The 17,739-nt window shown below is 70.6% G+C and carries 15 protein-coding genes and 4 tRNA genes; 10 read left to right on the top strand and 9 right to left on the bottom strand.

The genetic code is table 11. The features are described 5' to 3' along the window. The first annotated feature begins 89 nt into the window (after nt 1-89). The 3 genes from ACIQD6_RS34160 (at nt 90) to ACIQD6_RS34150 (ending at nt 2,281) form a co-directional block, all read left to right on the top strand. Complete coding sequence (locus ACIQD6_RS34160) at nt 90-467, top strand: hypothetical protein (protein ID WP_401890370.1); 378 nt, start codon at nt 90-92, stop codon at nt 465-467. Between the two features lie 63 nt (nt 468-530). Next, nucleotides 531-1,394 carry a DsbA family protein gene (locus ACIQD6_RS34155; protein ID WP_401890367.1) on the top strand — a complete coding sequence of 288 codons (864 nt, stop codon included), beginning with the start codon at nt 531-533 and terminating at the stop codon, nt 1,392-1,394. Beyond that, nucleotides 1,391-2,281, top strand: a complete 891-nt coding sequence (locus ACIQD6_RS34150) for a cytochrome c biogenesis CcdA family protein (protein WP_401890364.1) — start codon at nt 1,391-1,393, stop codon at nt 2,279-2,281. Before ACIQD6_RS34155 ends, ACIQD6_RS34150 begins: the two co-directional genes overlap by 4 nt. Nucleotides 2,282-2,332: 51 nt before the next feature. Here the strand turns inward: ACIQD6_RS34150 and ACIQD6_RS34145 are convergent. The 5 genes from ACIQD6_RS34145 to ACIQD6_RS34125 all read right to left on the bottom strand — a co-directional run bounded on the left by ACIQD6_RS34145 (nt 2,333) and on the right by ACIQD6_RS34125 (nt 4,862). Then, nucleotides 2,333-2,409, bottom strand: a tRNA-Phe gene (locus ACIQD6_RS34145). Between the two features lie 21 nt (nt 2,410-2,430). Beyond that, nucleotides 2,431-2,505 (bottom strand) — tRNA-Asp (locus ACIQD6_RS34140). A 39-nt stretch (nt 2,506-2,544) separates the two neighbouring features. Continuing rightward, nucleotides 2,545-2,617: transfer RNA gene (locus tag ACIQD6_RS34135), tRNA-Glu, on the bottom strand. A gap of 80 nt (nt 2,618-2,697) precedes the next feature. Beyond that, the gene (locus tag ACIQD6_RS34130) at nt 2,698-4,377 is read right to left on the bottom strand and encodes a metallophosphoesterase (RefSeq protein WP_401890361.1); all 1,680 of its coding nucleotides are present in this window, start codon (nt 4,375-4,377) and stop codon (nt 2,698-2,700) included. Between the two features lie 134 nt (nt 4,378-4,511). Continuing rightward, nucleotides 4,512-4,862, bottom strand: a complete 351-nt coding sequence (locus tag ACIQD6_RS34125; RefSeq protein WP_401890358.1) for a metallopeptidase family protein — start codon at nt 4,860-4,862, stop codon at nt 4,512-4,514. An 83-nt stretch (nt 4,863-4,945) separates the two neighbouring features. Between ACIQD6_RS34125 and ACIQD6_RS34120 the strand changes: the two genes are divergently transcribed. From ACIQD6_RS34120 to ACIQD6_RS34100, 5 genes are all read left to right on the top strand, one after another. Next, on the top strand, nt 4,946-5,548 hold the full coding sequence (locus tag ACIQD6_RS34120) for a CrcB family protein (protein ID WP_401890355.1): 603 nt from the start codon (nt 4,946-4,948) through the stop codon (nt 5,546-5,548). Then, nucleotides 5,545-5,907 (top strand): fluoride efflux transporter FluC, encoded by a 363-nt coding sequence (locus ACIQD6_RS34115; RefSeq protein ID WP_401890352.1) that lies wholly within the window; start codon nt 5,545-5,547, stop codon nt 5,905-5,907. The genes ACIQD6_RS34120 and ACIQD6_RS34115 overlap by 4 nt, the downstream gene beginning before the upstream one ends. Nucleotides 5,908-6,085: 178 nt before the next feature. Next, nucleotides 6,086-6,673 (top strand): hypothetical protein, encoded by a 588-nt coding sequence (locus ACIQD6_RS34110; RefSeq protein WP_401890349.1) that lies wholly within the window; start codon nt 6,086-6,088, stop codon nt 6,671-6,673. Nucleotides 6,674-6,986: 313 nt separating this feature from the next. Next, on the top strand, nt 6,987-9,155 hold the full coding sequence (locus ACIQD6_RS34105; protein ID WP_401890346.1) for a DEAD/DEAH box helicase: 2,169 nt from the start codon (nt 6,987-6,989) through the stop codon (nt 9,153-9,155). A gap of 258 nt (nt 9,156-9,413) precedes the next feature. Beyond that, nucleotides 9,414-9,486, top strand: a tRNA-Lys gene (locus ACIQD6_RS34100). A gap of 152 nt (nt 9,487-9,638) precedes the next feature. On the opposite strand, the gene ACIQD6_RS34095 is transcribed toward ACIQD6_RS34100, so the two are convergent. The 4 genes from ACIQD6_RS34095 to ACIQD6_RS34080 are packed head-to-tail and all read right to left on the bottom strand — an operon-like array spanning nt 9,639 to nt 13,937. Continuing rightward, nucleotides 9,639-10,112 (bottom strand): NUDIX domain-containing protein, encoded by a 474-nt coding sequence (locus ACIQD6_RS34095; protein WP_401890343.1) that lies wholly within the window; start codon nt 10,110-10,112, stop codon nt 9,639-9,641. Between the two features lie 30 nt (nt 10,113-10,142). Next, a complete protein-coding gene (locus tag ACIQD6_RS34090) occupies nt 10,143-10,934 on the bottom strand; it encodes an SDR family NAD(P)-dependent oxidoreductase (protein ID WP_401890340.1) in 792 nt (263 codons plus the stop codon). Continuing rightward, entirely contained in the window at nt 10,915-12,033 is a 1,119-nt protein-coding gene (locus tag ACIQD6_RS34085) for a hypothetical protein (RefSeq protein ID WP_401890337.1), read from the bottom strand. The genes ACIQD6_RS34090 and ACIQD6_RS34085 overlap by 20 nt, the downstream gene beginning before the upstream one ends. Continuing rightward, a complete protein-coding gene (locus ACIQD6_RS34080) occupies nt 12,030-13,937 on the bottom strand; it encodes a nucleotidyltransferase domain-containing protein (RefSeq protein ID WP_401890334.1) in 1,908 nt (635 codons plus the stop codon). The genes ACIQD6_RS34085 and ACIQD6_RS34080 overlap by 4 nt, the downstream gene beginning before the upstream one ends. A gap of 552 nt (nt 13,938-14,489) precedes the next feature. Between ACIQD6_RS34080 and ACIQD6_RS34075 the strand changes: the two genes are divergently transcribed. Beyond that, on the top strand, nt 14,490-15,809 hold the full coding sequence (locus tag ACIQD6_RS34075) for a tetratricopeptide repeat protein (protein WP_401890331.1): 1,320 nt from the start codon (nt 14,490-14,492) through the stop codon (nt 15,807-15,809). Between the two features lie 660 nt (nt 15,810-16,469). Next, the gene (locus ACIQD6_RS34070; protein WP_401890329.1) at nt 16,470-17,723 is read left to right on the top strand and encodes a helix-turn-helix domain-containing protein; all 1,254 of its coding nucleotides are present in this window, start codon (nt 16,470-16,472) and stop codon (nt 17,721-17,723) included. Nucleotides 17,724-17,739: the final 16 nt, after the last annotated feature.

Raw genomic sequence — 17,739 nt, 5'->3', positions numbered from 1 at the left:
CGCGGTGCGTATTGCCTGATCGGGGCCGGTAACCCTTACGATTCCCAGGCACGTACCCCCGGACTCCGGACCCCGAGAGGCCCCGCCACATGACCCACGTCGGCATCCGCCGTCTCGTCGGGGCCGGCGCTGTGCTGCTCGGGGTGCTGGTCGCCCTGCTCTTCTGTATCCACTCGCCCGCCGTGGCAGGCGCGGAGCCCGTGCCCGCCGGGGTCGACGTCGTCGCCGCCGGTGGCGGGTACAGCCAGGCTCCGGGGTGCGGGAGTGGCGAGGACGACGGGGGGATTCGGCCCGTCACCCCCTCGCGGGTCAGTTCCGTTCATGAACTGCTGCCCGGCCTGCATGATCTCCGTGGCGTTTCCGGGGGATGGGGTGACGGACAGCTCGTTCTCGCTGTCGCTCCCACGCGCGGGTCGCCTCCGCTCGCCGCGCCTTCACCTGTTGATCTCTCCGTACTGCGCGTATAGGGACCGGACAACTCTCCCCGACCCGTCCCTTTTGCTCCCTTTGTTCTGGAGAATCGCGCACCCATGCCTGCCAACTCCTCTCGCCCCTCCGGCGATTCCGGCCCCTCACGCCCCTCCCCTCGTGGAATCGCGATCGGCGCCGGTGTCGTTGTCGCCGCCGCGCTGCTCGGGTTCGTCTCGTACACCGCCACCAAGCCGGACACGTCCTCGGCGGACCGGCCCGCCACCGAGGTCTCCGTCGGGTCCGAGGAAGGCGTCTATCCCGAACTGGCCGAGCTTGCCCGGCGCGAGGCCGGGGACCCGCTGGCCGTCGGTCGCGCGGACGCGCCGGTCGTCATGATCGAGTACGCCGACTTCAAGTGCGGCTACTGCGGGAAGTTCGCCCGCGACAGCGAACCGGAACTGATCGAGAAGTACGTCGACGACGGCACCCTCCGTATCGAGTGGCGCAACTACCCGATCTTCGGCAAGGAGTCGGAGGCCGCCGCGCGCGCCGCGTGGGCCGCCGGACGGCAGGGGCGTTTCTGGGAGTTCCACTCGGCCGCGTATGCCGACGGGGCCAAGGAGAAGGGCTTCGGAGCGGACCGGCTCGACGCCCTCGCCCGGGAGGCCGGGGTGAAGGACCTCGGCCGGTTCCGGAGCGACCGGGGCGGGGACGAGGCCTCGGCGGCCGTACGGAAGGACAAGGAGGAGGCGTACGGGCTCGGCGCCACGTCCACCCCGTCCTTCCTCGTCAACGGCCGCCCCATCGCGGGCGCCCAGCCCATGGAGACCTTCACCCGGGCCATCGAGTCGGCGAAGGCCGCGGCGGGACGGGACGCCAAGGGCGACCAGGGCACCAAGGGTGACAAGGGCGCTGAGGGTGACAAGAGCGACGGGGGCGGTACGGGTGACGGGGGCGTCAAGGGCGCCGGGGGCGACGAGTGACGGACATCGGCTACCCGGTCGCACTGCTCGGCGGACTGCTCGCCCTGCTCAGCCCGTGCAGCGCCCTGCTGCTGCCCGCGTTCTTCGCCTACTCCATCGACTCGGCCGGCCGCCTCCTCGCCCGGACCGGCATCTTCTATCTGGGCCTGGCGACCACCCTCGTCCCGCTGGGTGCGGCCGGATCCATCGCCGGGCGGCTCTTCTACGGGCACCGCGATCTGCTGGTCGCCCTCGGCGGCTGGCTGATCGTCGTACTCGGCCTCGCGCAGATTCTCGGCATGGGTTTCGCGCCGCGCCGGATCGCCGAACTGTCCGGCCGGATCCGGCCGACGACCGCGCTGTCCGTGTACGCGCTCGGCCTGGTCTACGGGCTCGCGGGATTCTGCGCGGGCCCGATCCTCGGCAGCGTGCTGACGGTGGCCGCGCTGAGCGGCAGCCCGCTCTACGGCGGTCTGCTGCTCGCGGTGTACGCGCTCGGTATGGCCGTGCCGCTGTTCGTACTGGCCTTGTTCTGGGAGCGGTTCGGTCTCGGGCGGCGGCGGTGGCTGCGGGGCCGGGCCTTCCGGCTCGGCCGCTTCGAACTCCACACGACCTCGCTGCTGTCGGGTCTCTTCTTCATCACCCTGGGCGTGCTTTTTCTTGTCTTCGACGGGACGACGGCTCTGCCGGGGCTGCTCTCGGTCGACGATTCGTTCCAGGTCGAGCAGTGGGCGCGCGGGGTCGGCGGGGCCGTGCCGGACTGGGCGCTGCTGGGCGGGGTGGCGCTGGTGGCGGCGTCGGTCACGCTGCTGCGTTGGGTACGCGGAAGCGCGAGCGACAGCGGACGTGATGTGCGTGACACTCGCGACGTACCGGAGGAGGAGCGCCGTACCGAAGCGGGCGCATGAGAAAGCCCCCTGCCGAGAATCTCGGTGGGGGGCTTCTGCCCTTGCGGGCTGTGGTGGCTGGGGCCGGGATCGAACCGGCGACCTATCGCTTTTCAGGCGATCGCTCGTACCAACTGAGCTACCCAGCCACGCAACCTGACGGCTGCAAGCGGTCCTGACGGGATTTGAACCCGCGGCCTCCACCTTGACAGGGTGGCGAGCACTCCAAACTGCTCCACAGGACCTAGCAATGTGCGAGAACAAGTCTCGCACACAGTGTTGCGTGCCCCCAACGGGATTCGAACCCGTGCTACCGCCTTGAAAGGGCGGCGTCCTGGGCCACTAGACGATGAGGGCTAAGGGCCCACCTGGGCGCTTTGCAGCGCGTCGGGGACGTGAGAAGCATATGGGATGCGGGGAGCTATCGCCAAAACGGTTTACGGGGAGGGCGCGGAGGCGTTCGGCGGGAGTGAGGGGAGCGGGCTCGTGCTCCCGTCCGGGGGGAGTCCCGGGGAGCCGCTCGGGGGTGGGTTCGGAGAGCCGCTCGCGGACGGGTTTGGGGAGCTGCTCGCGGACGGGTTCGGGGAGCCGCTCGGGGACGGGCCGGCCCCCGGGATGCCCGCCTCCTTAGGAAGGTGGCGGCTGACCTCGGCCGTCGTCAGGCCCAGACCGCCCAGAGTGATCTCGTCCCACGCCTGGAGCCGTTTGGTCGTCCGGTCCAGATAGAGCACGGAGGCGCGTACCTTCTCCGGCTCGTCGTTCTGCACGGCGCGCAGACCGCCGCCGCCCGTCGAGCCCTCGATCTTCAGTCGCGTACCGAAGGGCAGGATCTCGGTCCGGCGCTGGTGGACGTGGCCCGCCAGGGCGAGCGGGACCAGGCCGTCGGTCTGCCGGGCCGCCACCGGGTTGTGGGCGACCGCGATGTCCACGGGGGTGCCGGCCGCCTCCTGGTCGCGCAGGGCCGAGGCGAGCCGGATGCCCGCCATGCGTTCGGCCGGGTCGCCCTGGGCCTCCAGCGAGCGGTCGGGGGTGAACTGCGGATCGCCCGTGCCCGCCACGCGCAGCCCGGCCACGGTGACGGCCCGGCCGTCGTCCAGGACCCGGACGTTCTTCATCCGCCGCAAGTACCGCTGGGTGGTCTCCGAGTCGTGATTGCCGCGTACCCACACATAGGGGACGCCGAGGCCGGCGATCGGATCGAGGAAGGTGTTCTCGGCGGCGGCGCCGTGGTCCATGCTGTCGCCGGAATCGATGATGACGTCGATCCCGTACTGCTCCACGAGCGAGCCGATGATGTGCCAGGCCGCCGGGTTGAGATGGATGTCGGAGACGTGCAGGACCCGGAGGGTGGCGGGGTCCGGCTGGTACGTGGGGAGCGTCGAGGTCGCGTCGTACAGCTTGGTCACATTGGTGACGAGCCGGGCCAGTTCCTTCTGGTAGACGTCGAAGTCGGTGACGATCGAGCGGGCGTTGCCCACGACCTGCGGGGCGGAGGAGAGCAGCCCGGAGAACTTCGGCTCCAGGACCGACTTCGGGTTCCAGGTGGCGTACGCGCCGATGCCGGAGGCGGCCAGGAGCGTGAGCGCGAGCCCGCCGGCGGCGAGGGCGCGGCGGGGCCGGCGGTAGACGGCGAGGCCGAGGGCGGTCGCGCCGGAGACGACGGCGACGACGGAGCGTACGGCCAGTTCCGTGGTGCCGTCCCGGACGTCGTGGGTGACCTCGCCCTGGAGGCCGGAGAGCCGCTCCGGGTGCTCGACCAGTGCCTGGGAGCGGACCGGGTCCAGCTGGTCGACGTCCACGTCGAGGCGGAGGGGAGCGGTGTGCGTGTTCATCTCCAGCGCGCCCAGCGGCGAGACATTGATCTTCGTGCCGCCGGTGACGGACGGCCGCAGCGTCATCCGGGTGTCCATCGGGCCGACCGGCGTCCGCACGCTGCCGACGACCAGCAGCCCGAGCCAGGCGCCGAACAGGACGACGGTGATCAGGCCGAGCGCGCGGGTGTACGGGTGCGGGGAGCTGACGAGGGTGCTGGTGGGGGCGGTGGAGCGGGATCGGACATGGCCCTGGATGCGGGTGAGTACGGGGTGGACGGGGAAGCGGCGTACTTCACGGGCCATTGGGCGCCTATGCCCAACGGGGCGGGCCGCCATGCCTGGACTGGGCCAGGCGGCCCTGGCCTCTCAGCCGCTCCTGCCTCGCTTCTGGCTCCCTTCCGGCTTCCTTCTGGCCCTTCCTGGTTCCTTGTTCCTTTTCAGCCCCAGCCCAGTTCGTGCAGCCGCTCGTCCCCGATGCCGAAGTGGTGCGCGATCTCGTGGACCACGGTCACGGAGACCTCGTGCACCACGTCCTCCGGGGTTTCGCAGTAGCGCAGCGTCGGGCCCATGTAGATCGAGATGCGGTCGGGCAGGACCCCGGCGTACCACTCGCCGCGGTCCGTGAGCGGGGTCCCCTCGTACAGCCCGAGCAGCTCGGGGTCGGAGGGGTCGGGTTCGTCCTCCACGAAGACGGCCACGTTGTCCATGACCCGTGTCAGCTCGGGAGGGACCTGATCCAGGGCCTGGCTCACCAGCTCTTCGAACGCCTCGCGTGTCATCTCCAGCACGGGCCCATTGTCCAGCAGATCCCCGGGCCGTTCCGGGGCGCGTCCACCGGTGGTGACGCGGGGGCGCGAGAATGGTTCGCGTGATGAGTGCGGGTGAGTCCGGTGAGTCCGGTGCTTCGCCGGAACCGGAACCGGGACCGGGACCGGAACCGGAACCGGAACCGGAACCGGAACCGGAACCGGGATCGGAGACGTCGGCCGACGCCATCGACCCGGATGTCGACCTGCTGGTGCCCGCCCAGCGCGCGGAGACCGCCGGGGCGCACAAATGGGTGGTGCTCGCCGTCATCGCGGCGGGCGGGGCGGCGGGTTCCTCGGCGCGGTACGGCGCGTCCCTGCTGTGGCCCACGGCCGCGGGGGCCTTTCCCTGGACCACTCTCGGGGTCAACGCGTCGGGCTGCCTGCTGATCGGTGTGCTGATGGTGCTGGTGACGGGGGCGGAACCGCCCGTACATCCGCTCGTACGGCCGTTCCTCGGGGTGGGCGTGCTCGGCGGGTTCACGACCTTCTCGACGTACGCCCTGGACATCTCGGAGCTGCTGCGGCGCGGCCAGACGGGCATCGCACTCGGGTATCTGGCCGGGACGGCCGCCGGGGCGCTGGGCGCGGTCTGGGCAGCTGTGACGGTCACCCGGCGGCTGACGGGCCGCCCGGCGGTGCGCCGAGGGGCGGTGACGGGCCGGTGAACTGGCTGCTGGTGATCGCGGGCGCGGCGGTGGGCGCCCCGCTGCGGTATCTGACGGACCGTGCGGTCCAGGCGCGGCACAACTCGCTCTTCCCGTGGGGGACTTTCACGGTCAACGCGGCCGGCAGCCTGGTGCTGGGCGCGGTGTCCGGGGCGGCGGTCTCCTCGGGGACGTACGCCCTGCTCGGTACGGGGCTGTGCGGGGCGCTGACGACGTATTCGACCTTCTCGTACGAGACGCTGCGGTTGGCCGAGCGCGGGCGGGGGCCGCTCGCGGCGGTGAATGTGACGGCGTCGGTGCTGATCGGGCTGGGCGCGGTGTTCCTGGGCGCGGAACTGGCGCGGGCCGTGTCGGGCTGAGGCCCGCTCCTGGTTACGGGAGCGGGCGTCGGGCGGGGCGCGCGGCAGTGCGTCGGAAGGGGCCGGACGGGGAACGGGCCGGGTCCGGGCGTGTCCCCGGCGGGGAAAAGTAAGTTGAGCAGTGCGATTCCGCCCCCGCCGTCGGCGGGGAGACCCCCTCGCCCCGGAGGTGCCACTCGTGCGCCAGTTGTCCGCCCCAGGCCGTCGTATCGCCGTCTGGATCGCCACGTCACTGGCGGTCGCTGCCTCCGCGGGCTGCATGAGTGTCGGTGACGACGGAGAACGGCCGGCGCCGTCGCGTTCGGCGGACAGCCCCGATACCGGCACCCGGCCCGACGGCGCCACCGGCGCGAGCGCCGAAGAGCCGCACGCCTTGCACGACCGTACGGCCAGGGGCGGTACGGAGCACGCCCACCCGGACGGCAAGGGCGAGGACCTGGCCAACGGCGCGTCGCCGAGCACCAGTTCGTCGGCCACGCCCTCGCCGGAGCCCTCGACGGGGACACGGCCGCGGCCCGGCCGGCCGACTCCGCCGCGCGGCGAGCCCGAACCGCCGAACGAGCCCACGCGCTCCGTACAGCCGCCCAGCACCCCGCCGCCGGCCCAGAGCCCGGCGCCCGAGCCGGAACCGCCTGAGCCGACGAAGCCGCCCACGCAGCCGTCCGAGACGCCTCCGGCGGAGGTGCGCGCGAGCGGGATGGCGCCGGCGGACGGGATGGGAATGCGGAAGGAGCTGGAGGCGTCACCACAGCTGGGGCCGGCGTAGTAGGCGGCGGCGTGGACGGTGGCCGGGTCGGACGCGGGCGGGGGTGCTGACACCGGTGCGGATCGCGTGTGTGGACACCATGTGGTGACCCGTCCCGGGCCCCTGGGCGTACCGGAATCGCGAGGGCGGTTTGCCTTGGACGGGGGAGGTGCGTATGGTAGTAGATCGTTTGATCATCGCCCGGCGCCGACACAGAAGAGCGCCGCGTGGCGCGTACTCTCCCTTGCCGTGGCTGACCGCATTGAGGCGGTCGATTTGCGAATTTCACGGAGTTTGGGCGCGTGCCGAGACTCCGGAAGGTTTCGCATTTCGCATGTCCATTTCCAGCACTGACCACGCCGTCATGCCCGAGAACGACTCCATCGAAACGGTGGAGGCCCTGGTGAGCGCGGAGGCCGTAGCGGCCCCCGAGACGGCCCCCGAGGCCACCGACACCGCAGAGGCCTCTGAGGCTCCTGAGACGTCTGAGACCTCTGAGACTTCTGGTGCGGACGAGGCCCCCGGCCTCACGTTCGGCGACCTGGGCCTGCCCGACGGCATCGTCCGCAAGCTCGCGCAGAACGGCGTCACCGCCCCCTTCCCGATCCAGGCCGCGACCATCCCGGACGCCCTGGCCGGCAAGGACATCCTGGGCCGCGGCCGTACCGGCTCCGGCAAGACCCTCTCCTTCGGCCTCCCGCTGCTGGCCACGCTGGCCGGCGGCCACACCGAGAAGAAGAAGCCCCGCGGCGTCATCCTCACCCCGACCCGTGAGCTGGCGATGCAGGTCGCGGACGCCCTCCAGCCGTACGGCGACGTGCTCGGCCTGAAGATGAAGGTCGTCTGCGGCGGTACGTCGATGGGCAACCAGATCTACGCCCTGGAGCGCGGTGTCGACGTCCTCGTCGCCACCCCGGGCCGGCTGCGCGACATCATCAACCGCGGCGCCTGCTCGCTGGACCAGGTCCAGATCGCGATCCTCGACGAGGCCGACCAGATGTCCGACCTGGGCTTCATGCCCGAGGTCACCGAGCTGCTCGACCTGGTGCCCTCCGGCGGTCAGCGCATGCTCTTCTCCGCCACCATGGAGAACGAGATCAGCACGCTGGTCAAGCGCTACCTGTCCAACCCGGTGAGCCACGAGGTCGACAGCGCCCAGGGCAACGTCACGACCATGACGCACCACGTGCTCGTGGTGAAGCCCAAGGACAAGGCCCCGGTCACCGCGGCGATCGCCGCCCGCAAGGGCCGCACGATCATCTTCGTACGGACGCAGCTGGGCGCCGACCGTATCGCCGAGCAGCTGCGCGACTCGGGCGTGAAGGCCGACGCGCTGCACGGCGGCATGACGCAGGGCGCGCGCACCCGGACGCTGGCCGACTTCAAGGACGGTTACGTCAACGCGCTGGTCGCCACCGACGTCGCCGCCCGCGGTATCCACGTCGACGGCATCGACCTCGTACTGAACGTGGACCCGGCCGGGGACCACAAGGACTACCTGCACCGTTCGGGCCGTACGGCGCGCGCCGGCAAGTCCGGTGTCGTCGTCTCGCTGGCGCTGCCGCACCAGCGCCGCCAGATCTTCCGGCTGATGGAGGACGCGGGCGTCGACGCCACGCGCCACATGGTCGGTGGGGCCGGAGCGTTCGACCCGGAGGTCGCCGAGATCACCGGCGCCCGCTCGCTCACCGAGGTGCAGGCCGACTCCGCGAACAACGCGGCCAAGCAGGCCGAGCGTGAGGCCGCCGACCTGACCAAGCAGCTGGAGCGCGCGCAGCGCCGTGCCGCCGAGCTCCGTGAAGAGGCCGACCGCCTGGTCGCCCGCGCGGCGCGCGAGCGGGGCGACGACCCGGAGGCGGCGGTGGCCGAGGTGGCCGCCGAGGCCGAGCGCGCGGTGGAGGCGGCGGCTGCCGCTGTACCGGCGCAGCGCGAGGAGCGCAGGGACAGCCGCGACGACCGCGGGAACTTCGGCCGTCGCGACGACCGCGGCGAGCGCAGTGGCCGGGGCGGCGCGCGTGGCTACACGCCGCGTGACGGCGGTGGCGACCGTGGCGGTGACCGCGGTGGTGACCGTGGTGGCTTCCAGCGTCGCGACGACCGTGGCGGCTTCCGCCGGGACGACCGCAAGGACAACGACCGCGGTGGCGACCGTGGCGGCTTCCAGCGCCGTGACGACCGCGGTGGCGACCGCGGTGGTTTCCAGCGCCGTGACGACCGCGGTGGCGAGCGGGGCGGCTTCAACCGCGACCGCCGCGACGACCGGGGTGGCGAGCGCCGTGACGACCGTGGCGGCCGCCCCTTCGAGCGCCGTGACCACCGTGGCGGCAGCGACCGTCCGTTCAACCGTGACCGCCGCGACGACCGTCCCTCGGGCGGCTTCCGCTCGGGCGGCCACGACCGCCCGTCCACCCGCCGTGACGACCACCGAGGCGGCTCCACGGGCACCGGCACCGGCTCCTTCGGCCGCCGCGACGACAAGCCGCGCTGGAAGCGCAACGGCTGACGGTCCCCGGACCTGAGAACCTGACGCTTCATCAGGGCCCGTGGTCCACCTACCAGGTGGACCACGGGCCCTGCGTCGTAACCCCCTCCAGGGGGACCCCGGCGCCCGCGTCGGGGTCCGTCACGCGCCCGCGTCGCGGTCCCCTCGTGCTCCATCTCGGTCCCCTCGCAGCCTCTTCGCAGGCGCGTGACACCCCATGGGGGGATACCCGATCGGCGCACCGTCCCCGGCGGGCTATGCTCGTGGGTGTTGTGCCGAGGGCCGTTAGCTCAATTGGCAGAGCAGCGGACTTTTAATCCGTTGGTTGTGGGTTCGAGTCCCACACGGCCTACCGACAGCGGGAGAGGGGAAACCTTTTGACCCGCGGCGGAGCGCCCCGATCGGTTTCGGCTGATCGGGGCGCTCCGTTGTTCAGGGGCACTTGCGTCTTGCACGGCTGGCCGAGCTCAGAGGAGTCTGGGGAGTCTCCCTCCACTCGCTCGTCTACCGCTGCCGCGAGCTGGGGCTGATTTCCGACGCCGGGAGCGATGCCTCGCCTCCGAGGCTTCCGGCACTGATGGCTTCCCGCAGGACGTGGGCGATCTCCTCGGGTTTGAGGTCGATATCGTCGAGCCCCTGCACGGTCAGGGGGATCTCCTCCAGCGCGTATTCGCCGCGGCCCTCGGCGCTGAACTCGGGACCGGTGCGGTCATCGAAGGACCAGGTTGCGATGCGAGCGAGATAGAAGAGCTGACGCTCGTCGTCGGACTCCATCGTGTGGAGGAGGCGGATGATGTGGGCCTTCCCTGCGATCTCCTCGTGGATCTCCCGGTGGAGGGCGGCCTCCCGGGAGTCGTCGCTGGGTTCGACGCCGCCGCCGGGCAGTACCCAGTACTCGGGGGTGTCGTGCCTGGTGCGGCGGATGACCAGCAGCGTGTCATCGGCGGTGACGAGGACGGCGCGGACTCGTTCGATCATGTCGGTCTGTCTCCTTGCTCATTGGCGGTCTCAGTGCAGCAGCCAGCCGCCGTCGACGTGGACGGATTGCCCGGTGATGAACGAGGCTGAGGGGCCCACGAGAAACGCCACCAGGGCCGCGACGTCTTCGGGCCGTCCCCTGCGTGGTACGCACTGGCGTCTGATCTGGTCCTCCGGGCGCGCACGGTGCTGGGCGGGAATGGCGTTCTCGGCCTCGACCTGGATGGCGCCGGGCACGACCGTGTTCACGCAGACCCCGTACGGGCCCAGTTCGCGGGCGAGGGAGCGCGTCAGGCCCAGCAGTCCGGCCTTCGCGGTGCTGTACGCGACGAGGTTCGTCCGGCCGGCGCGGGCGTTGACGCTGCCGATGTTCACGATCCGGCCCCACCGGCGTTCGGCCATGCCGGGGGCGACCGCGTGGCAGGTGCGGTAGTGGGCGGTGAGGTTCAGGTCGAGGGAGGAGTTCCAGGCGGTCTCGTCGGTGTCCTGCCAGGCGACGCGGGGGTAGGAGCCGGCATTGTTCACCAGGATGTCGACGGGGCCGATCTCGGCGCGGACGAGGTCGGCCATGGTCTGGACGGCACCCGGATCGGTCAGGTCGGCGTTCACCGCGATCCCGGGGCTGCCTGCGCGCTCGAAGCCGGCGAGGAGGGCGTGGGCCTCGGAGTCTTGGCCCAAGTGGTTGACGGCGACGGTCGCTCCGGCGGCGGCGAGCGCCCGCCCGATCTCGGCACCGATGCCGGTAGCCCCGCCGGTGACGAGGGCGTTGCGGCCCTGGAGCGGCCGGGTCTGGAGAGGAGTCTCAAGCAGGGGCAGGGACATTGCTGCTCCGTTCACCAGGATGGGAGTGAGGGGCCGACGTGGTGGTGAAGAAGGCGTCGATCGTCGTGAGCGGGTCCTGGCTCTCGGCGAGCTTGATCAGTACGAGCATGAGGTCGTGCCCGGTCAGCCGGGAGGCCGGGACGACCCCGAGGATGCGCAGGGCGAGGAAGGCGTGGATCTCCTCCAGGCCGCTGCCGTTCTCCCCACGAAGACCGTTCAGGGCCCGTGTGATGGCCGCACCGCGGCCGGGACCGGTGTTCCAGGAGTACCGGACGTCGATGTGCCGACTGCGCTGGTGCAGTTCCAGGTGCTCGATGCGCGGGCGGGACAGTGATGGCAGGGCGAGGCGGAGGGTGCGGGCGTACACGTCGGGCTGGTAGCGGGGGACGAGCCAGCCGCCCAGGGCCATCAGGTACCAGAGCAGGTTGGCGGCCTCGCCCGCGGCGGTGTTGCGCCCGGCGAACTCGAAGTCGAGCCAGCACAGCGGGTCGGCGATGTTGGGTTCCGTGGGGTCGCCTTGCGTCAGACCCGCAGTTCGGGGGCGGTCGGGAGCCAGGATGTGGCGGAGGCTGTTGATGATGTCGGCGACGTTCAACGTCAGCTGCCTGCCGTTGGCGGTGAGGGTGAAGTCGGCCAGCTCCCGAAGGGTGAGGGTCGTATCCGCGTGGGGCAGGGCGAGCGGCAGGTCACGGCGCAGGTACCAGCGGTCCAGCCGGCCACCGGGACGGATGCGGTCGAGGTAGAGGTCCGGAACGCATTCGGCCAGCGGCACGCTCTTCCCGGTCTCCTCGGCCGCCGCCCGCAGGTCGGCGCAGACGCCGTCCACGAGGCGGTCCAAGCGGGACTGCACGGCCGGATCGCGGTCGGCGAGGGCGATCACGTCGCCCATCAGCAGCTCGCACTGGCCGGTGGCGAAGACGTCCTCGTAGGCGACGAGATGTCTGTCCGGTAACGCGATCTCCCCGTGAAGGGCCGGAACCGCGATGCGGAAGGCGAGCCGTGCCCATCCCTTCGCCTCCGCTTCGGCCTGCTCGCGGGTCGCCACCGGCTTGTGGAAAACGCCCGCTGACGCCGAGACCCGCCGGGCGCTCGCGCTCACCGCGTCTCCCCGGGGAGGGTGTCCAGCCAAGTCTGGAGAACCAGGCGTGCGAGCGCTTCGGCGGCGGGCCGCTCGGTGCGGGCGGTGGTGACCACGCTCGTGTCCTGCCGTTCGGCGTCGAGGAGGACGGTGAGGGCGTCGCTGTCGGAGGGGCACTCGATCCCGCTGAAGCGGAGCTGGATCTTCGCGAGCAGCGCGGTGACCTTGTAGAGGCTGCGGAGGTCAGGTGCTCCCTTGAGGAGCTGGCGGCGGATCTCGATGGCGGCCTGGATGCCGTCGCGCAGGCTCACGGCGATGTCGGTGGCTGCGTCCGGGGTGGGCAGGGCCAAGCCGGGGGAGGACCACAGTGGGACCAGCGCCCCGCTGCCGATCAGCGCCAGGACGTGGAGGAGGCGGGAGGTCACGGCACCGGCCCGGCACTCGGCTCGGGTCAGTACGGTCAGACCGAGTTCGACCCCGCCGAGTTCGGCCTCCAGTTCCGCAAGGACCTGGCGCATCTCGTCGAGGGAGGAGGCGTCAGCCACGACCAGGACATCGAGGTCGCTCCAGCCGTGCTGGTACTTGCCCCGGGCGCCACTGCCGGTGACGGCCAGCAAGTCGATCAGCGGACGCGGGCCGGTGGTGCGGTCGAGGAACTCGGCCAGGTAGGACTCCAGGTGTACGGGGAGTCCCAGCGCGTTGACCGGCATGGTTCTGGGCTGATGTTCCGGCCAGCGGCGGTCGAGCACGATGCGGTCCAGCCGGCGTTCCAGTTCCAGCCGCGACCCGTCGTTACCGATGACCTCGTGGGCGATGGACGCGATCTTGTCCGCGCCCCGTCCGCTCTTGACGATGTCGCGGTCGGCGACGTCCTGGGCCCCGACTGTGCTCCGGCCTGCGCGGGTGGTCTCGGAGGCGTCCAGATAGGCGATGGTGAGCTGGGATCCGAGCATCCGAGCGAGTTCGGCGGTCGAGTCGAAGTCGTGCAGCGACTCGATGCTGACGGAGTCGAGGAAGCGGTGCGCCTGGCAGAACCGGTCCAGCGCGTCCACGATCAGTTCGGCCTGCACGATCGGGCCCACTCGGTACGGATGGGTAATCACCGCCCGCCCGGCCGCGTCCTCGATGAGATACCCGATCTTGAGCCGGGCATGGCCGTGGTGCGTACGCAGGTACTCGCCGGCCGTGCTCTTGCCGCTCTCCGACATGCCGCCCAGTGCGGTGACGTGTACGCCTGCCAGGGCCCGGCTGGGCACGTTCGAGTGCAGGGGCGCCAGGAGCCGGCGCACCTCGTCCTGGATGGTGATGGTCGGCCGGTCTCCGATACGGATCGACATCGGGAAGCGGCCCTCGGCGACGAGCCGGTTGATCTGCTCGTGCAGGTGGCGCTGGTACGCCGCATAGGTATCGGTGACGGTCACCTCATGGGCCAGGCTTCGGCGGGCGCCTTCCTCGGGGTCGTCGCAGTGCAGGAGGACGAGGGCGTATTCGTCCTCCTCGGCGGCCCGCAGGTCGGCTTCGTACGGGGCCAGCAGGATCCGAGCCCTGTCTGCGGCGTGTGCGGAGCCCAGGTTCTCCCGTACGGCGACCGTAGCGGCGACGGTCGCCTCCAGCATGGGGATGCCCCGGTCCAGCAGGCGCACCGGCGCGGAGAAGGGGTGACGGGAGCGTTCCAGGTAAGAGGTGGCGAGGACATCGGCGACCTCCTCGACCGGTCCGGTCCCGAACCACCAGCGGGCCATGCCGCCGGCCTTGATGGTGGCCCAGCGCGGGTCGTAGCGATCGAGCGGGCCCGCTGAGGTCGCGGCCGTGCCCATGCGCCGGGCGAGGATCCCGATCTGCTTGGTCTTCCCGGTGTTGTCGGGGCCGCTGAACGCGACCGACACGGGCAGGGGGTGCATGTCGCTGCTGTTCTCGTTGGACATCGTTTCTCCCTTCGCTGGTGATGCGGAGCGTGTATGCCGGCGAGGTGCCGTGGAGGACGTGCGGCGAGAGGCCGGGGCCGGCCGGGGCCGGAGTGCCTGACCGGTGCCGCAGGCCAACGAAATGCCGTCGGCGCCAAGCGGCGGACTCGCCAACGGCATCTGGGCGGCCGGGTACTTGGCGTGGACCAGGAACCCGACCATGGCGAATCCGGCGGCCGTGCCGAGCGCCCGGACCCAGCCCAGGGCCATCTCCAGCGGGCCGGTTGACGGAGAACGACGCACCGGGCCCACCCCTCGGACCGCGGAGTCCTGTGCCACAACAGGCCCTCGCGAAGGCGGGATCGAGCGGGTCCGTGCGCTGTCAGCGGTCATTGCCACCGTCGGTTCCTCTCACGTGTCCGGGCAGGCGCCGACAGGCCCTGAACAGTGCTTGTTCGAGCCATCGCAGATCTGCGGGGTGATGTTCAGTGAACGGCGGTCCGCCCTCCCAGGACAGGGCCCAGGATGTAGTCCTGCGTAATCCCGCGTAATCCAGGTGGGGAGGGTGACGAGGTGTCGAGGAACCCGGCCGTCGCGGAACTGATCAAGCAGGCATGCCAGGAACGGGGCTGGGGCCCCTCCGAGTTGGCACGCGCCCTCGGCCTGGCAGAAAGCGGTGATCCCCGGCGCCTGCAGCGCCAGCACGCGCGACGCTGGATCGAAGGAGAGCGGACTCCCGGCCACTGGTGGCCCTACATCGCGCGGGTGTTGGGGCTGGACCCTGAGTCGATCAACCTTCCGGAGCCCATGCCGGCGGCACTCCACGCCGATACCGTTGCATCAGTCCTGCACCTGGGAAGGAGCGACGTGGAACGTCGGGAGTTCGTCCTCGCCTCCAGCGGATACGCGCTGTCCGCACTCGGCCTGCCCGATATGGACAGCATCACCCGCCGGACCAAGGCCGCCCTTCCCGGAGCCGTCCGCATCGGCCAGGGCGAGGTGGCCGCCGTACGCCACATGGTGAAGGCCCTCGGCGACTCGGCCTCCGAACTCGGTGGCGGCCATGCCCGCCATCTGGCCGTCCGCTACCTCACCCAGGACGTCGCACCGTGGCTGGAAGGGCGCTTCTCCGAGGACACCGGCCGCGAACTGTTCGCCGCCGCCTCCCAACTCGTCCACCTCGCCGGCTGGATGGCCCAAGATGAAGGCGACACCCCCGAACTGCGCGGACTTGCCCAGCGCTACTACGCGCACTCCTTCCGCCTGGCCGTCGAAGCTGGCGATCCCGAGCTGTCGGCGACCGCTCTCCGCGGTCTCGCCGTGCAGTGCGTCGACCTCGGCTACCGGGCCGAAGCCGTCCAACTCGGCGAAGCCTGCGTGGACTACGGCCGTCACCTCGACAACCCGCGTGCCGTCGCTTACTACGAGGCCACCCTCGCCAACGCCGCTGCACAGGACGACGACCGCCGCATGGCCACCAAGCACCTCGCCATGTCCGAGACCGCCATCGGCAAGCCGGCCGCCGCAGTCGGCGACTCCTGGGCCGCCCACTACTCCCCGGGGCGCTGGGCCCACGAATCCGGCATGATCCTCGCCCGACTCGGCGACCTCGACGCCGCCGAGGAACATCTCCACCTCGCCCTCGATATCCACGGCCTTGACCGCCGCCGCACGCGAGCCATCGTCCTTGCCGATCTAGGCGGCGTGCGCCTCCGCCAAGGCGACGTCGACGGAGCCATGGCCACTTGGCGTGACTTCCTCGACTGCGCCGACGGCATCCGCTCGGTGAAGGTTCAGGCAGCGCTCCAGGACATGCGGGTCCGCCTGCGCCGGTACAGCGGAGTTCCGGAGGCGCAGGAGCTTCGCATGCTTGCCGCTGACATCGAGACCTAGCCGCAATTCATTAGCCTCACGTGCGAGGCGGTTCGGGAGCGTACGCGCTTCGGAGTCCCACCGCCGAGTGACGGTGGGGGATGAGTAGGTTCGGACCGGCTCAGGGGGCCGGGCGTGGCTCCCAGTCCGTCGAAGGCATCGAGAACGAGACGTTCGAACTCCTCAGACGTCTTCCCTCCCAAGGTTTCGTTGCCTTCTTCGGTTTGGACGTAGTTCAAGAGGACTTCGCCGGCGAGTTTCGTTCTGCTCGGTTCTTCGACGCGGTTGCACGCGGCCGGTGGCTTGCCCTCGGCTCCGGACTCCATGGCGTCCGCGAGCGCTTCGGCCAGAGCGGTCTTACACGCGGCCGGATCGGCGCGGGGGATGGTTCGCGCACGCGGTGAGCGTGGCGAGTACGGCGAGTGCAGCATTGGTGCGGTAGCGCATGGTCCCCCCCCAGGACTGTGCAGTTGAGTGAGGCATCGATACATGACGGAGGCCCCGCGCCGACGCGGCCTCCTGGGGCGCACCATCGGTGGGTATCGGCGGGGCACGACCTCGCAACATGGCTGCGACTGTGAGTTCGATTGCCGCAGCCGGACAGTAACCGGGCCGACACGAATTCGGCCTCGCCCCATACCCTGACAGTGACGAAGCTGTTCAGAGAGGGGCAAGGCCGCTATGCCTACAGATGCCACCCCGGACCCGTACGCCAACCCGATTGCATTCGGGCAAAGGCTGAAGATCCTGCGCACCCGCAAGGGCATGACACGAGCCCAGCTCGGCGGACTGGTCGGCGACAAGACCGCTTCCTGGGTCAGGGCAGTGGAAGAAGGACGTCTCCAGACACCGAAGCTGCAGACGGTCCTGCGCTTGGCCGAGGTACTGCGTGTCAGGGATCTCGCCGAACTTACTGGGAATCAGTCTGTGCCCGTCGCTCTCTTCACCGGTCCTGGCCACCCACGGCTCCGCGCGGTGAAGGACGCCATCGACGCCTTCCCGTTCACCACCGCGCGCGAGGCGCCACCGATTGCCCATATCCAAGCCAGGCTCGCCAGCGCCTGGACCGCGCGCCACTCGGCGAAGAACCATCGCGAAGCCATAGGGGCGCTGCTACCAGACCTGATCCGGGATGCACAGCTCGCCGTGCGCCAAGCAGACCGTGCGGCCGAGCGCCGGTCCGCGCAGGCCGCGCTCTCCGAGGTCTACAGCCTCAGTCAGTTCTTCGTGGCCTACCAGCCAGACGCACCCCTGCTGTGGCGCGTCGCCGATCGCGGCATGATCGCCGCCCAGGAGTCCGAGGACCCGCACACCATCGGCGTTGCCGCGTGGCTGACCGCACAGGCTCACCGGGACTCCGGCCCCGACCACTACGACGCGGCCGATGCCGTCGTCGAAGACGTACTCCGCTTCCTCACCCCGCTGCTGCCGAACGCGTCGGACGAGGTTCTCGCCATTACCGGCGCCCTGACTTTCGAGGCTGGATACACGGCTGCCCGCCGCCGCGAAACCGGTACTGCCTGGCGTCACTGGGACAAGGCGCGAACCATGGCCAAACGACTTCCCGATGACTACTACCACCCCGTCACATCGTTTTCTCAGGCCATCATGGGCGCGCACGCCGTCACCGTGGCCGTGGAACTGCACGCGGGCGGGGAGTCCGTACGTCAGGCCACCGCCTCCGACGCCACCGCGATCCCGTCCCGGCCGCGCCGTGCCCGCCACCGAATCGAGAAAGCGCGCGGTTACCAACTCGACGGACAGCCCGACGTAGCCCTCGACACCCTGGCTCGGGCACACGAAGCCGCCCCGGAGACCATCAAGTACAACGGCTACGCCAAGGCGATCGTCCTGGAGGAAACGGAGTCGAAGATCCCGGACCGTCGGCGCCGCGCATCCGAGCTCGCCGTGAAGCTGGGCCTGCTGGCCGCCTGACTGACGAGGGCGCACA

It is taken from the genome of Streptomyces sp. NPDC088400 (genome assembly GCF_044753355.1).
In the GTDB taxonomy this organism is placed as follows: domain Bacteria; phylum Actinomycetota; class Actinomycetes; order Streptomycetales; family Streptomycetaceae; genus Streptomyces.
Note: the sequence above shows the minus strand (reverse complement) of the source record. Positions and strands in the feature narration are given on the sequence as shown.